Below are 16,316 nucleotides of genomic sequence, written 5' to 3' on the forward strand. Positions count from 1 at the left end.
AGTCCGGCACAGGAACCTTCCCGTGCCGGACTTTCTGTATGATTATAGGTTGCTGTATCCCATGAGGGAGGCATCCACCGCCCGGGCCGCTTCCCGGCCCTCGGCAATGGCCCATACCACCAGGGATTGGCCCCGGTGCATGTCTCCGGCGGTAAACACCCGCTCCACGCTGGTCTCATAGCCGCCGGGCTGGGTGGCCACGTTGGTGCGGCCGTCCCGCTCCACGCCAAAGGCCTGGGTCACATACTCCTCACTGCCCAAAAAGCCTGCGGCGATGAGCACCAGGTCGGCGGGCACCTCCACCTCGCTGCCCTCCACGGGGACCATCTGCATCCGTCCGGTGGCCTCCTCCTTTTTGGGTTCCAGGCTCACCAGCACGGCTCCGCACACTTTGCCCTCTGCGTCCTGCTTGAGCTCCTGCACCGTGGTCTGGTAGCGGCGGGGGTCTTCGCCAAATACGGCGATGGCCTCCTGCTGTCCGTAGTCGGTCTTCCGCACCCGGGGCCACTGGGGCCAGGGGTTGCCGGGGGTACGGGTCTCCGGGGCCTTGGGCATCATCTCCAGCTGGGTCACCCCCGCTGCACCCAGGCGGATGGCGGTGCCCACGCAGTCGTTGCCCGTGTCGCCGCCGCCAATGACCAGCACCTGTTTGCCCTCGGCCAGGTGGGTGGGGACGGTTTGAAAGTCGCTGTCCAGCAGTTCTTTCGTCACCTGGGTGAGGAAGTCCACGGCGAACATCACCCCCTGGGCCTCCCGCCCGGGCACGGGCAGGTCCCGGGGCTGGCTGGCCCCACAGGCCAGAATCACCCGGTCGTACTCCTCCAGCAGCTCCTGGGCGGTGACGGTGCGGCCCACGTCCACGTGACACCGGAACTCCACCCCCGCCTGCTCCATGAGGGTAACGCGGCGGTCGATGACCTTTTTGTCCAGCTTCATATTGGGAATGCCATAGCGCAGCAGCCCGCCGGGGCGGTCGTGGCGCTCAAACACCGTCACCCAGTGGCCCCGCTGATTGAGCAGCAGCGCCGCAGACAGGCCGGCCGGGCCGCTGCCCACCACGGCCACCCGCTTGCCCGTGCGCACCTTGGGGGGCTCCCCGCTCACCAGGCCATGGGCAAAAGCGTACTCAATGACCTGGCGCTCGTTGTCCTTGGTGGTGACCGGCTCACTATACTCCCCGCAGGTACAGGCCGCCTCACACAGGGCGGGACACACCCGGGAGGTGAACTCGGGCAGGCAGTGGGTGCGGCTGAGGCGGATATACGCCTGCTCCCAGTTGCCGTGGTACACCAGATCGTTGATCTCAGGCACCAGGTTGTGGAGGGGACAGCCGGAGGCCATGCCGCCGATCATCATCCCCGCCTGGCAGAAGGGGACGCCGCAGTCCATACACCGGGCCCCCTGCTGCTGTTGCTGCTGGAGGGTGAGGGTGGTGTGGAACTCGTCAAAGGTTTGAATGCGCTCCAGAGGCGGGACGGAAGGCCCGTTCTGACGTTGATATTCCATAAATCCTGTGGGCTTTCCCATCTTCCTCAACCTTCCTTTCCGGCCACGCTGGCATAGAACGCCTCGATCTGGGCCTCTTCCCGATTCATGCCCTGCTCTTCAAATTGGGCGGAGAGCTGCATAAGCTTCTTATATTCCCCGGGGATGATCTTCTTGAACCGGGGCAGATAGGCGTCAAAGTCGTCCAGCACCTGACGGGCCTTCTCTGAGCCGGTGGCGGCCACATGGTCCTGGAGCATCTGCCGCAGTTCCTCCCGGTCGAACTTGCTCTCCACCTTCTCCATGAGCACCTGCCCCTTGTTTAAGTTTCGGTACAGAGCGTTGCCCTCGTCCAGCACGTACACCACGCCGCCGCTCATACCGGCGGCGAAATTTTTGCCCGTGGGTCCCAATACTACCACACAGCCGCCGGTCATATACTCGCAGCCGTGCTCGCCCACGCCTTCCACCACGGCACGGGCGCCGGAGTTCCGCACGCAGAACCGCTCCCCTGCCATGCCGTTGATGTAGGCCTGGCCGGAGGTGGCGCCGTACAGGGCCACATTGCCGATGATGATGTTCTCATGGGGGACAAAGTTCGCCTGCTTGGGGGGATACACCACCAGCTTGCCGCCGGACAGACCCTTGCCGAAGTAGTCGTTGCTGTCCCCCTCCAGCTCCAGGGTGAGGCCCTGGGGGATGAAGGCGCCGAAGCTCTGGCCTCCCGCCCCGTGGCAGCGGACGGTGATGGTGTCCTGGGGCAGGCCGTGGGGATGGCGGCGGGTGAGCTCGGAGCCCAGCAGGGTGCCGAAGCTGCGGTCGGTGTTCAATAGCTTCACCTCCACGGTGTGGGCCCGGCCACTGGACAGGCTATCCTTAATCTTGGCGCTCTTGAGCAGCACTTGCTCGTCCTTGGTGCGCTCCAGATGGAAGTCGTAGGCGTGCTGGGGATCAAAGATGGTCTGGCTGTCCGGGACCTGGGCCAGAATTCCACTCAAATCCACCTGAGCGGCGTTGCCCGTCAGGTCGGTTCTCTGGCGAAGCAGGTCGGTGCGGCCCACCATCTCGTCCACCGTGCGCACGCCCAGCTTGGCCATGTACTCCCGCAGCTCCTGGGCGATAAAACGCATGAAGTTTTCCACATACTCCGGCTTGCCCATAAACCGACGGCGCAGTTCCGGGTTCTGGGTGGCCACGCCCATGGGGCAGGTGTCCAGGTTGCACACCCGCATCATCACACACCCCAAGGTCACCAGGGGGGCGGTGGCAAAGCCGAACTCCTCGGCCCCCAACAGGGCGGCCACAGCCACGTCCTTGCCGCTCATGAGTTTGCCGTCGGTCTCAATGCGCACCCGGTCCCGGAGATCATTTTTCAACAGGGTCTGGTGGGTCTCCGCCAGGCCCAGCTCCCAGGGCAGGCCTGCATCCAAAATGGAGCTCAGGGGGGCAGCTCCCGTGCCGCCATCGTACCCGGAGATCAAAATCACCTGGGCGCCCGCCTTGGCCACACCGGCGGCCACGGTGCCCACGCCAGCCTCAGACACCAGCTTCACCGAGATGCGGGCGTACTTGTTGGCGTTTTTCAGGTCATAGATGAGCTGGGCCAGGTCCTCAATGGAGTAGATGTCGTGGTGAGGCGGCGGCGAGATGAGGCTCACGCCGGGGGTGGAGTGGCGGGTCTTGGCAATCCAGGGGTACACCTTCTGGGCGGGCAGGTGGCCGCCCTCGCCGGGCTTGGCGCCCTGGGCCATCTTGATTTGCAGCTCCTTGGCGCTGACCAGATAGCGGCTGGTGACGCCGAAGCGGCCGCTGGCCACCTGCTTGATGGCGGAGCTGCGGTCGTGGTCGGTGCCCGCCGACTCCAGACGCTCGTCGCTCTCGCCGCCTTCGCCGCTGTTGGACTTTCCGTGAAGGCGGTTCATGGCCACCGCCAGGGCCTCGTGGGCCTCCTGGGAGATGGAGCCATAGGACATGGCCCCGGTCTTGAAGCGGGTGACAATGCTGTCCACCTTCTCCACCTCGTCCAGAGGCACCCCCTGTTCCGGGTAGTTAAACTCCATGAGGGAGCGGAGGGTGCCGAAGTTCTCCTGGTCCACCTGGGCGGTATACTGCCGGAACAACTGGTAGTCTCCCGTGCGGGTGGACTGCTGCAAGAGGTGGATGGTCTGGGGATTGTAGCGGTGCTCCTCCCCCTGGCTGCGCATCTTGTGGCGGCCCACCGAAGGCAGGGTCAGATTCACCGCCAGCCCCAGGGGGTCATAGGCCTTGGAGTGCTGGGCATCGGCCTGGGCGGCGATGTCCTCCAAGGTGATGCCGCCAATGCGGCTGATGGTACCGGTAAAGTAGGTGTCGATGACCTCACGGCTGATGCCGATGCATTCAAAAATCTGGCTGCCCTGGTAGGACTGGATGGTGGAGATGCCCATTTTAGAGGCGATCTTCACGATGCCCTGGAGGATGGCGTGGTCGTAGTCCTCCACGGCGGCGTAGTAGTCCTTATGCAGCAGCCCGTCCTGCACCAACTGGGCCACCGTGGCGTGGGCCAGGTAGGGGTTGACGGCGCAGGCGCCGTAGCCCAGCAGGCAAGCGAAGTGGTGCACCTCCCGGGGCTCCCCGGACTCCAGAATGAGGGACATGGCCGTGCACTTCTTGGTCTTCACCAGGTACTTGTGCACCGCCGACACCGCCAACAGGGACGGAATGGCCACGTGGTTTTCGTCCACCCCACGGTCGGATAGGATGAGGATGGTGGCACCCTTGCGGTAGGCCTTGTCCACCTGGACAAACAGCTGCTCCAGCACCCGGTCCATGGGGGTATTTTTATAGTAAAGGATGGAGACCGTGGCCACCTGGAAGCCGGGGCGGTTCATAGTCTTGATCTTCAACAGGTCCAGGTCGTTCAAAATGGGGTTGTTGATTTTCAGCACCCGGCAGTTCTCCGGCTGCTCCTGGAGCAGATTGCCGTTTTTCCCGGCGTAGACGGTGGTGGAGGTGACGATCTTCTCCCGCACCGAGTCGATGGGCGGGTTGGTCACCTGGGCGAACATCTGCTTGAAGTAGTGAAACAGGGGCTGATACTGGTCCGAGAGCACCGCCAGCGGGGTGTCCACACCCATGGCCCCAATGGGCTCGCTGCCGTTGAGGGCCATGGAGCATACGCTATTGCGGTACTCCTCATAGGTGTAGCCAAAGGCCATTTGCAGCCGGGCGCAGTACTCCCGGCTCAGAGGGGGCACCGGCTGGTTGGGGACCTTCAAGTCGTGGAGCTCCACCAGGTTGCTGTCCAGCCACTCTCCATAGGGCTCCTTCCCGGCGTAGCGCTCCTTGATCTCCTGGTCCGAGTACACCCGGCCCTGCACCGTATCCACCAGCAACATCTTTCCCGGGTGCAGCCGCTCCTTGGTGACAATCTGGTCCTCCGGGATGGGGAGCACCCCCACCTCCGAGGAGAGGATGAGCCGCCCGTCGCTGGTGATATAGTAGCGGGAGGGGCGCAGGCCGTTGCGGTCCAGCACCGCTCCCATCACATCACCGTCGGAGAAGAGAATGGAGGCGGGACCGTCCCAGGGCTCCATCATGGTGGCGTAGTACTGGTAAAAGTCCCGGAGGGGCTGGGAGATGGTGTCGTTGTGGCTCCAGGGCTCGGGGATGGCCACCATCACCGCCAGAGGCAGCTCCATGCCGCTCATGACCAGAAACTCCAGGGTGTTGTCCAGCATGGCCGAGTCGGAGCCGTCGGCGTGGATGACCGGCAGCACCTTGGTCAAGTCGTCCTCCGAGAAGGCGGGGGTGGACATGGTCTCCTCCCGGGCCTGCATCTTGTCGGCGTTGCCCCGGATGGTGTTGATCTCCCCGTTGTGGACAATGAAGCGGTTGGGGTGAGCCCGCTCCCAGCTGGGATTGGTGTTGGTGGAGAAGCGGGAGTGCACCAGGGCGATGGCAGAGTCGAAGTCCTCATCCTGCAAATCCAAAAAGAAGGTGCGCAGCTGCCCCACCAGGAACATCCCCTTATAGACCATGGTGCGGCTGGACAGAGAGGGCACATAGGTGTTGTCGTTGCTCTGCTCGAAGACCCGGCGCACCATGTACAGCTTCCGGTCAAAGGCCAGACCCGCCGGGATGTCCTTGGGCTTTTTCACAAAGCACTGGTAGATGGCAGGCATACACGCCAGTGCCTTCTCCCCCAGCACCTGGGGGGCGGTGGGCACTGGACGCCAGCCCAAAAACTCCAGCCCCTCCTTGGCCACAATGACCTCGAACATCTTCATGGCCCGGCTGCGCTTCAGTTCGTCCTGGGGAAAGAAGAACATGCCAACGCCGTATTCCCGCTCCCCGCCCAGAGCAATGCCCAATTGGGCACATACCTTGGTGAAAAAGCGGTGGCTGATCTGAACCAGAATGCCTACGCCGTCCCCGGTCTTGCCCTGGGCATCTTTTCCGGCCCGGTGTTCCAGGTTTTCCACAATGTGCAGGGCATCTGCTACAATTTGATGGGTTTTCCGGCCGTGGATGTCCACAACGGCCCCGATGCCGCAGTTGTCATGCTCCAGCTGCGGGCAGTATAGGGTTTGCATGGATGGCTTTGTCATGGTGACTCCCCCTTTGGAATATCTGTAAAACGAACACAAGGGCGCCAAAGAACCCTCAGACCACCTTGTCCGTGGGATTCCTTGACACCCTTGTCAATCTCGTATTTGTAAATACATCCGTGCGCCGTGCACGGACTATTTATTTCGTTAAAGTATACGACACACCCTCTTAGTTGTCAACCCCCTGGAACACAAATGGCAGTTTTCACAAGTTTCTACCAGAAACAGCCACTTCACTTTGCCGCATTTTCACACTTGACTTTGGCGAAAACAGGGCGTATCATAGGCCCATCCAACGGACAACGACGTCATGGAGCTCAGTTCTATGACGTCGCTGTCCGTTTTTATTTTCTGGAGAGGATGGATGAACATGACCAACGTGCCCAGCTATTTTGGAAGTCAGGTATTTGACCAGCGTGTGATGAAGGCCCGCCTTCCTCAAGATATTTACCGTTCCCTGCGCTGTACCATGGAGGAGGGAACGCCCCTGGACCTGCCCGTGGCCAATGTGGTGGCCGCCGCCATGCGGGACTGGGCGGTGGAGCAAGGGGCTACCCACTTCACCCACTGGTTCCAGCCCATGACCGGCGTCACCGCCGAGAAGCACGACAGCTTCATCTCCCCCGCCCCGGACGGCGGGGTGATTATGGAGTTTTCCGGCAAGGAGCTCATCCGAGGGGAGCCCGACGCCTCCTCCTTCCCTTCCGGCGGGCTGCGGGCCACCTTTGAGGCCCGGGGCTATACCGCCTGGGACCCCACCTCTTACGCCTTCATCAAGGGCAAGACGTTGTGCATTCCCACCGCCTTCTGCTCCTACGGCGGCGAGGCACTGGACAAGAAAACTCCCCTGCTGCGCTCCATGGAGGCCCTGAACCGCCAGGCCCTGCGGGTGCTCCATCTGCTGGGGGACACCGATGTGAAATCGGTGCGCACCTCGGTGGGCCCGGAGCAGGAGTATTTCCTGGTGGATCGGAAGCTGTACGACCAGCGGCCCGACCTCATCTACACCGGGCGCACCCTCTTCGGCGCCCGCTCCCCCAAGGGGCAGGAGCTCAACGACCACTATTTCGGCAACATCAAGGAGCGGGTGGCCGCCTACATGGAGGAGCTCAACGAGGAGCTGTGGAAGCTGGGCATTCTGGCCAAGACCCAGCACAACGAGGTGGCTCCCGCGCAGCACGAGCTGGCCCCCATCTACACCACCACCAACATCGCCACCGACCACAACCAGCTGACCATGGAGATCATGCAGAAGGTGGCTGCCAAGCACGGTCTGGTGTGTCTGCTCCATGAAAAGCCCTTTGCCGGGGTCAATGGCTCGGGCAAGCACAACAACTGGTCCATGGCCACCAACACCGGAGTGAACCTTCTCTCCCCCGGCGCCAAGCCCCACGAGAACACCCGGTTCCTCCTCTTCCTGTGTGCCGTCATCCAGGCGGTGGACGACTACCAGGATCTGCTGCGGCTGTCTGTGGCCACCGCTGGCAACGACCACCGCCTGGGCGCCCACGAAGCGCCCCCCGCCGTGGTGTCCATCTTCCTGGGGGATGAGCTGTCCGGCATTCTCAAGTCCATGGAGGAGGGCAGCCAGTACACCGCCCCCCAGGCCGAGCGCGTGAAGCTGGGCGTCCACGCCCTGCCCCCGCTTCCCCGGGACACCACTGACCGCAACCGCACCTCCCCCTTCGCCTTCACCGGCAACAAGTTTGAGTTCCGCATGTTGGGCTCCTCCAACTCCATCGCCTGCGCCAACATGATGCTCAACGCCGCTGTGGCGGAGTCCCTGCGCCAGTACGCCGACCGCCTGGAACAGGCCCAGGATCGGGTGGCGGAAATCCACCACATTCTCCGGGACGTCATCCGCCAGCACAAGCGCATTCTCTTTGATGGCAACGGCTACGATGAGAGCTGGATTGACGAGGCGAAAGCCCGTGGGCTGCTCAACCTGCCCACCACCGCCGACTGCATGCCCTACCTGCTCCACGAGAAAAACGTGGAGATGCTCACCCGCCATGGGGTATTCTCCGTGCCCGAGCTCCACTCCCGCTGTGAGATCATGCTGGACAACTACTGCAAGACGGTGGAAATCGAGGCCAACACCATGATCGACATGGCCCGCCAGGACATTCTCCCCGCCGTCCAGAGCTACGCCACCCACGTGGCCCAGGGCATTGCTGCCAAACGCAGTGTGGTGGACACTCTGCCCTGCACCCACGAGACCAAGCTGCTGGAGCAGCTGAGCACCCTCACCGACCAGATCGCCCAGGGCATGGAAGCCCTGGAGGTGGTGACGGACCGCGTGGAGCAGATGGCGGATGTCACCGCCACCTCGGAGGCGGTGCGGGACGAGATGCTCCCCGCCATGGTCCAGCTGCGCCAGGCGGTGGACCAGGCCGAGACCATCACCGCCAGTTCCTTCTGGCCCTACCCCTCCTACGGACAGCTGCTGTTCGGGGTCCGGTAATGACAACACCTATTTGAATATACATGCCTGTGCCCATACCTCCACCGAGGTATGGGCACAGGCGCACAAGGAGGCATCAACATGTGTTCCATTATGGGATATTGCACCCCAAACGCTGACGTGACAGCCTTCACCCAAGGCTTCTACAAAACCAAGTCCCGGGGCCCGGACAACTCCCGCATTGTGGACACCGGAATGGGGCTGCTGGGCTTTCACCGCCTGGCCATTATGGGGCTACAGCCCCAGGGTATGCAGCCCTTCGTTCTCCATGGCTGCTATGGGGTATGCAACGGGGAACTATACGGCTTTGAGGCCATACGGGAACAATTCAAGGATAAATACACCTTTCAGAGCCAGTCCGACTGTGAGATTCTCCTCCCCCTCTATTTCGAGCACGGAGTGGACCTGTTTGCCCAGCTGGATGCGGAGTTTGCCTGTATCATTCTGGACACCCAGGGTGGCCACGTCATCGCCGCCCGGGACCCTCTGGGCATTCGTCCCCTATACTACGGCTACGACCAGGCCGGGGCCATTCTCTTTGCCAGCGAACCCAAAAACCTGGTGGGGCTGGTGGGCCGCATTCTCCCCTTCCCCCCTGGCCACTACTATCTGGACGGACAGTTTGTACGCTATGCGGACATGACCCGCGTGGACCAGGTGGTGAACGGAGACCTGGACACCATCTGCACCAACATCCGGGAAAAGCTGGTGGCTGGGATTCAAAAACGTCTGGTGTCCGACGCCCCGGTGGGCTTTCTCCTCAGCGGCGGGCTGGACTCCTCTCTGGTGTGCGCGGTCGCCGCCAAAGCCTCCCCCACCCCCATCCGCACCTTTGCCATCGGCATGGACCGGGATGCCATCGACCTGAAATACGCCCGGGAGGTGGCCGACTACATCGGCAGCGACCACACCGAGGTCATCATCACCCGGCAGGATGTGCTCACCGCCCTGGAGCCAGTGGTGGAGCTGCTGGCCACCTATGACATCACCACCATCCGGGCCAGCATTGGCATGTATCTGCTGTGCAAGGCCATCCATGAACGCACGGACATCCGGGTGCTCCTCACCGGGGAGATCTCCGACGAGCTGTTCGGCTACAAGTACACCGACTTCGCCCCCTCCCCCCAGGCCTTCCAGAAGGAGGCCGCCAAGCGGATTCGGGAAATCCACATGTACGACGTACTGCGGGCAGACCGGTGCATCTCGGTGAACGCTCTGGAGGCCCGGGTGCCCTTTGGTGACCTGGACTTTGTGCGCTATGTGATGGCCATTGACCCCCGTCTGAAGTGCAACACCTATGGCAAGGGAAAATACTTGCTACGCCGTGCATTTGAAGGGGATTGGCTGCCTCTGCACATTCTCTACCGGGAGAAGGCGGCCTTCTCCGACGCCGTGGGCCACTCCATGGTGGACGACCTGAAAGCCTATGCAGAGACCTGCTACACCGACCAAGAATTCCAGGCTCGGCGCAAGGTCTACACCCATGCCCAGCCCTTCACCAAGGAGTCTCTGCTCTACCGGGAACTGTTTGAAGCCCACTATCCCGGCCAGAGTCAGATGGTGACGGACTTCTGGATGCCCAACAAGACCTGGCCGGGGTGCAACGTGGACGACCCCTCCGCCCGGGTGCTGTCCAACTACGGAAACAGCGGGCTGTAACCTGGAAACGGGAGCGGCGACGGCACGCCGCTCCCGTTTATTGCCCCCATTCTCTGGAAATACTGAGAAGGTACCTCCGTCCGTCCTGGGCAAAGGGAAATTCATCCTTGACTTTCTCACACCCCCATGATAGAATGACGGCAGTTGAAAAGGGAGTAGTTTGAAGCTATGCCGTCAACACCTCGGTCAGCGTGCTGGCCTGGCGGTATGCACCCTGTGTGGTAACAAGACTTTTCGACAACTGTCGCTTTGCGGGCAGTTGGCGGAGGGTCTTTTTTATTTTGCCTCTCCGCCCCCGACTCAACACATGGAAGGAAGGAATACCAATGACAGACGCCTACTACAAACAAACCCCACAGCAGGCCCTGGAGGCTCAGAAAACCAGTGCCAATGGACTGTCTGGCCAGGAAGCCCAAGCCCGGGCCCAGCAGTTCGGCCCCAACCAGCTGGCTGAGGGCGAGAAAAAGGGTGTGCTCCAGGTCTTTGCTGAGCAGTTCAAAGACCTACTGGTGATCATCCTCATCATCGCTGCCCTCATCTCCGCCGCCTCCAGCAATCTGGAGAGCACCATTGTCATCATCGCCGTGCTCATCCTCAACGCCATTCTGGGTACCGTACAGTACTTCAAGGCGGAAAAATCCCTGGAGAGCCTGAAAGCCATGTCCTCCCCCACAGCGAAAGTGCTACGGGACGGCAAGCGCATGGAGATCCCCTCCACCCAGATCGTCCCCGGCGACATCGTGCTGCTGGAGGCCGGCGACATGGTGGTAGCCGATGGCCGCATTCTGGAAAACTACTCCCTCAAGGTCAATGAGAGCTCCCTCACCGGTGAGAGCGAGGGCGTGGACAAGACCGCCGACGTCATCCACGCCGACCAGGTGGCTCTGGGCGACCAGAAGAACATGGTCTTCTCCGGCTCCCTGGTCACCTATGGCCGTGCCACCGTGCTGGTCACCGCCACCGGCATGAACACCGAGCTAGGTAAGATCGCCACCTTGATGAATCAGACCCAGCAGCGCAAGACCCCCCTCCAGGAGAGCCTGGACAACTTCAGCGCCAAGCTGGCCATCGTCATCATGGTCATCTGCGCCATCGTCTTTGGCCTGTCCGTGTTCCGCAGCAACATGGAGATTCTGGACGCTCTGATGTTTGCCGTGGCTCTGGCCGTGGCCGCCATCCCCGAGGCCCTGTCCTCCATCGTCACCATTGTGTTAGCCATGGGCACCCAGAAGATGGCCAAACAAAACGCCATCATGAAGGACCTGAAGGCCGTGGAAAGCCTGGGCTGCGTGTCCGTCATCTGCTCGGATAAGACCGGCACCCTGACCCAGAACAAAATGACGCCCCAGAAAGTGTACGCCGACGGCGCTCTGGTGGAGGGCAAGGACTTAAACCTGGCCAACCACGTCCAGCGCCTGCTTCTGAAGGCCGCTCTGCTGGCCAGCGACGCCACCCACGAGGAGGAGACCGGCACCTCCATCGGCGACCCCACGGAGGTGGCCCTGGTGATGTTGGGCGAGCACTTCGGTGTGGAAGAGGAGACCTACCGGGTGCAGCACCCCCGTCTGGGCGAGCTGGCCTTTGACTCCGACCGCAAGCTCATGAGCACCCTCCACGACATTGACGGCGTGCCCACCCTCTTCACCAAGGGCGCCATGGACGTGCTGCTGGACCGCTCCAAGTGGCTGCTCACCAGCGAGGGCCGGGTGCCTCTGACCCAGGAGATGAAAGAGGAGATCGGCCGGGTCAACACCCAGCTGTCCACTGAGGGCCTGCGTGTGCTGGCCTTCGCCTATCGGGAGCTGGACGCCATTCGTCCCCTGTCCCTGGACGATGAGCAGGAATTCACCTTTCTGGGCCTCATCTCCATGATCGACCCGCCCCGCCCCGAGGCCATTCAGGCCGTGGCAGACGCCAAGCAGGGCGGCATTCGCACCATCATGATCACCGGCGACCACAAGATTACCGCCACCGCCATCGCCAAGCAGCTGGGCATCTTCCAGGAGGGCGATCAGGCCCTGTCCGGTGTGGAGCTGGACAACATGACCGACGAGCAGCTGGACGCCTGTCTGGCCTCCGTCTCCGTCTACGCCCGGGTTTCCCCGGAGCACAAAATCCGCATCGTCAACGCCTGGCAGCGCCGGGGTAACATCGTGTCCATGACCGGTGACGGCGTCAACGACGCCCCCGCCCTGAAAAAGGCCGACATCGGCGTGGCCATGGGCATCACCGGCACCGAGGTGTCCAAGGATGCCGCCTCCATGATTCTGGCCGACGACAACTTTGCCACCATCGTCAAGGCGGTGGTCAACGGCCGCAGCGTGTACGCCAACATTAAAAACGCCATTCAGTTCCTGCTCTCCGGCAACACCGCCGGTATCTTCTGCGTGGTGTACGCCTCCCTGATGGCCCTGCCCGCTCCCTTTGAGGCGGTGCATCTGCTGTTTATCAACCTGCTCACCGACTCCCTGCCCGCCATCGCCATCGGCATGGAGCCCGCTCGCCGCGGGCTGCTCAATCAGAAGCCCCGTGACCCCAAGGAGCCCATTCTCACCCGGCCTCTGCTGGCCCGTATCGGCATCCAGGGTCTGCTCATCGCCATTGTCACCATGATTGCCTTCTATCTGGGCTATCAGACTGGCGACGCCGCTCTGGCTACCACCATGGCCTTCTCCACTCTGACTCTGGCCCGCCTGTTCCACGGCTTCAACTGCCGAGGCGCCGAGTCCATCTTCCGGCTGAAGTTCTCCAGCAACAAGGCCTCCATCTGGGCGTTCCTGGCTGGTGTGGTGCTGCTGATGCTGGTGCTCTTTGTCCCCGGTCTCAACTCCCTGTTCATGGTCTCCCCCGCCTTTGGGGTGGCCAACCTGGGCGAGATCGTGGGCCTGGCCCTCATCCCCACCATCGTGATCCAGATTGCCAAGGTGATTATGGAGCGCAAGTAATCCTATAAGAAAAAGAGACTCCAGGTTCCATTACGGAACATGGAGTCTCTTTTTGTCTCTGGAAGGTTACAGCGCGTACTGGGAGATCACAGAACAGATACGGGCCACATCCGCTCCAGCCGTAAACTCAAACCGGACCCGGCCCAAGCTGCTAAACCACAGCTCCAGCTCACTGTCCAGGTCAAACACCCCGGAGGTCTCCACAGAAAAGGCCTGAATCCGCTTATAGGGCAGGGAGGTATAGTCGGTCCGCTTCCCCGTCAGCCCCTGCATATTGATGGTGATCACGCGCCGGTTGGTGAATACCACGCCATCCCGCACGGTACGGAAGGAGGCCACCATCTCCTCCCCCGGCGCAAACATAGGCGTGAGGCGCTGGGCGTAGGTGTCATTGTCCACTTCTTTCAGCTTGAGAAAGTCGGCGTTTTCAAAGTCGATCATGCAGGTTCCCCCTTCGGTTGTTAGATGGGTCCATGATAGCATACCCTCTTCCCCTTGTCCATAGAAAAAGGGGGCGGCAAACGCCGCCCCCTGATAAGGTCTTTAAATCAGGCCCAGATATTCCTCCAAGCACAGTCCACTCTGGTGCACCTTGGTGGCCAAGTCCACCCCCAAGTATCGAATGTGCCAAGGCTCGTACTGATACCCAGTGATGTCTTCCTTCCCCTCCGGGTAACGGATAATAAATCCATACTCATGGGCGTGGTTAGCCAGCCAGCGGCCTGCCGGGGTGTCCGCAAATTGCAGGTCCACCCAACCCACATCAAAGGCCAGTCCGGTCTGATGCTCCGAGTGGCCCGGCCAGGCGGAGTAGGTGTCCGCTTTCTCCACGCCGTCCACCGCCACATAGTCGTTGTACAGCTCCTCCTGGGTCTCAAAGGAACGGTATCCGCTCATCAGGTCCATGGAATAGCCAGCCCACCGAGCCGCCCGCTGGAGCTTGAGCAGGGCCTGATAGGCCGTGGCGTCCTCCCCGTCTCCATAATCCCGGGGCAGGGCATACTCTTTATTGACCAGCAGTACGCCATCCACATAGGTGGGCTCCACCGTCTCATAGTACTCGTAGCTCTTTCCACTGGGGGCCAGCGGTCCTTCCGGCTCCTCCACCGCGGCAATTCCCTTGCCCCCTACCTCGGGGGTACGGGTGGGTTCCGGAGTGGCCTCCACCTCGGTTTTCTGCTGCTCTGCGATGGGATGTTCCTGGGGCTGCTGGGCCATTCCTGCCGTGCACCCGCTGGCCAAGAGAAAGGCTCCCAACAAGGCACTGAGCAGAATTCCTTTGCGTATTGAATGTTTCACCGATTGTCCTCCTGTTGTGTATCCAGCCAATGATCGGGCTGTACCAAGGGCTGTTACGTTATATCCCTTTCACCAAAACAGAGAGTCCTCCCTGTCCGGTACACGCTATCATACACCACAAAAGGCCGCATGTCAATAATTACCATATGTTTACAGGGCATATTTTCCCTCTCACTGCCCATCCTGAGCCATAAGTTCCGCCACCGCCTGAACGGCCAGTTGGATAACCCCCTGGGTGTCGTGGCACTCCTCGTGGGGCAGGCCCGCCTTGTCCCGCTCCTGGTTCCAGATGCACAGCATGACGGCCCCCGCCCGCACCCGCAGCACCGAAGCCACGGTGAACAGGGCTGCCGTCTCCATCTCGCTGGCCAGAGCGCCTCCCTGAATCCAGGCATCCCACTTGGAGAGCAGCTCATAGCTCACTGGCATGCGCTGGGGGGAGTGCTGGCCATAGAAGCTGTCCTTGCACTGCACCACTCCCACATGGTGGCGCTGGCCTAAGCGGAGGGCCGCCTGTTTCAGGGCGGCCGTCACATCAAAGTCTGCCACTGCCGGGTACTCAATGGGCAGGTATTCCCGGCTGGTGCCGTCTTGGCGAATGGCGGCCTGGACAATCACCGCATCCCCAGCCCGCACCTGCTGCTGCATGCCGCCGCTGGTACCCACGCGAATCATGGTCTTGATGCCCAGCTGGGCCAGCTCCTCCACCGCAATGGCGGTGGACGGTCCGCCGATGCCGTGGGACATTACCAGCACTGGCCGGCCCTGCACATAGCCCAGGAAGCTGGTGTATTCCCGGTTCTGGCCCAGGCGTTTGGGGCGCTCCAAGTGCTGAGCGATGGCCTCAATGCGGCCGGGATCTCCTGCCAGGATGGCATATTCCGCCCCCTCCAGCATGGGCGCATCCAATTGAATGTGGTACTGCATGCCTTCACTCCTCTCCGGTAAATCCAGGGCGATCTCGCCGCCCCATACCTTATATGAATTCTATTGTACTCCTCCCCCACCGTTCGTCAACGGAAATTTCGCAGTTTGCTGAAACCATTTCTATAAACGGAGCATAGCATGGGATAGCCTACCGAAGTAAGGAGGATTTCCATGCGCCGACACTGTTCCTGTCACTGTCCGGTCTGCCGTGCCAGCCGCAACGTCTGTTCTCCCTTCTGCTCTCTCTATATATCCCATCCCTGTGTCTGTCCACCCGGACCTCCTGGAGCCGCCGCCACGGTGACCATTGGCACGGTCACCACTGGAGCCCCGGGCACCCCGGCGGAGGTGACCAATTCCGGCACAGCTCAAAACGCCGTGCTCAACTTCACCATTCCCCAGGGTCTGCCCGGTACCTCCCAGCCCGTCAGTCTGGTGTCCTCCTACTCTACACCGCCCCAGCCTGGGGCCTCCGGCACCCCCATCACCTTTGACCGCAACGCTTTGAGTCTGGGCACCGATATCAGCCACACTTCGGGCAGCGACACCTTCACCATCAATCAGCCGGGGGTGTACTCGGTGGAGTTTCACGGCGTCATCACCCCCACCGCCAACAACACCTTCCCGGTGAACATCAACACCTCCTTGGAGGTCAACGGCTCGGTGCAATCCGGGGCCTCGGTGCCCTTCACCTTTCAAAATGCCACCCAGTCCTCGGAGGTGTCCTTCACCGTCCCCATCTCTGTCACTGACGTCCCCACCACCCTCCAGGTAGCCCCCTTTGGCGGCAACTATCTGGCCGATGCCGTATCTATGACCGTCACCCGGCTGGGAAACAGCTGATTTTACAGTTCCCTCCAAGAAATATTTGTCTCTGTCCTGCAAATCTGCTATACTAAGAAGAAATCTGCTATTATTGATTGTCCATTCCGTTGGGTACCACCTTGT

Annotated in this window: 9 protein-coding genes; 4 read left to right on the forward strand and 5 right to left on the reverse strand. The window is 61.5% G+C overall.

Translation table 11 applies throughout. From position 1 onward, the window contains the following. Positions 1–42: 42 nt before the first annotated feature. On the reverse strand, positions 43–1,527 hold the full coding sequence (locus B5F12_RS00775) for a glutamate synthase subunit beta (RefSeq protein ID WP_087228786.1): 1,485 nt from the start codon (positions 1,525–1,527) through the stop codon (positions 43–45). A gap of 5 nt (positions 1,528–1,532) precedes the next feature. Then, positions 1,533–6,074, reverse strand: a complete 4,542-nt coding sequence (gene gltB, locus B5F12_RS00780; RefSeq protein ID WP_087228789.1) for a glutamate synthase large subunit — start codon at positions 6,072–6,074, stop codon at positions 1,533–1,535. A 370-nt stretch (positions 6,075–6,444) separates the two neighbouring features. Here gltB and B5F12_RS00785 point away from each other — a divergent pair, with 370 nt between their 5' ends. From B5F12_RS00785 to B5F12_RS00795, 3 genes are all read left to right on the forward strand, one after another. Then, positions 6,445–8,538: a glutamine synthetase III gene (locus tag B5F12_RS00785; RefSeq protein ID WP_087229192.1), complete on the forward strand. Its 2,094-nt coding sequence runs from the start codon at positions 6,445–6,447 to the stop codon at positions 8,536–8,538. An 81-nt stretch (positions 8,539–8,619) separates the two neighbouring features. After that, positions 8,620–10,197 carry an asparagine synthase B gene (asnB, locus tag B5F12_RS00790; RefSeq protein WP_087228792.1) on the forward strand — a complete coding sequence of 526 codons (1,578 nt, stop codon included), beginning with the start codon at positions 8,620–8,622 and terminating at the stop codon, positions 10,195–10,197. Positions 10,198–10,523: 326 nt separating this feature from the next. Beyond that, positions 10,524–13,142, forward strand: a complete 2,619-nt coding sequence (locus tag B5F12_RS00795) for a cation-translocating P-type ATPase (protein WP_087228796.1) — start codon at positions 10,524–10,526, stop codon at positions 13,140–13,142. Between the two features lie 66 nt (positions 13,143–13,208). Here the strand turns inward: B5F12_RS00795 and B5F12_RS00800 are convergent, their stop codons facing one another. From B5F12_RS00800 to udp, 3 genes are all read right to left on the reverse strand, one after another. Continuing rightward, the gene (locus B5F12_RS00800; protein WP_087228799.1) at positions 13,209–13,583 is read right to left on the reverse strand and encodes a PH domain-containing protein; all 375 of its coding nucleotides are present in this window, start codon (positions 13,581–13,583) and stop codon (positions 13,209–13,211) included. A gap of 102 nt (positions 13,584–13,685) precedes the next feature. Next, positions 13,686–14,441 (reverse strand): M15 family metallopeptidase, encoded by a 756-nt coding sequence (locus tag B5F12_RS00805; RefSeq protein WP_242954853.1) that lies wholly within the window; start codon positions 14,439–14,441, stop codon positions 13,686–13,688. Positions 14,442–14,612: 171 nt separating this feature from the next. Continuing rightward, the gene (gene udp / locus B5F12_RS00810; RefSeq protein ID WP_087228805.1) at positions 14,613–15,368 is read right to left on the reverse strand and encodes a uridine phosphorylase; all 756 of its coding nucleotides are present in this window, start codon (positions 15,366–15,368) and stop codon (positions 14,613–14,615) included. 171 nt (positions 15,369–15,539) lie between these two features. On the opposite strand from udp, the gene B5F12_RS00815 reads away from it, so the two are divergent. Continuing rightward, the gene (locus tag B5F12_RS00815) at positions 15,540–16,211 is read left to right on the forward strand and encodes a spore surface glycoprotein BclB (protein WP_143482294.1); all 672 of its coding nucleotides are present in this window, start codon (positions 15,540–15,542) and stop codon (positions 16,209–16,211) included. The last annotated feature ends 105 nt before the right edge of the window (positions 16,212–16,316 follow it).

Origin of the sequence: Pseudoflavonifractor sp. An176 (assembly GCF_002160435.1) — a bacterium.
In the GTDB taxonomy this organism is placed as follows: domain Bacteria; phylum Bacillota; class Clostridia; order Oscillospirales; family Oscillospiraceae; genus Enterenecus; species Enterenecus faecium.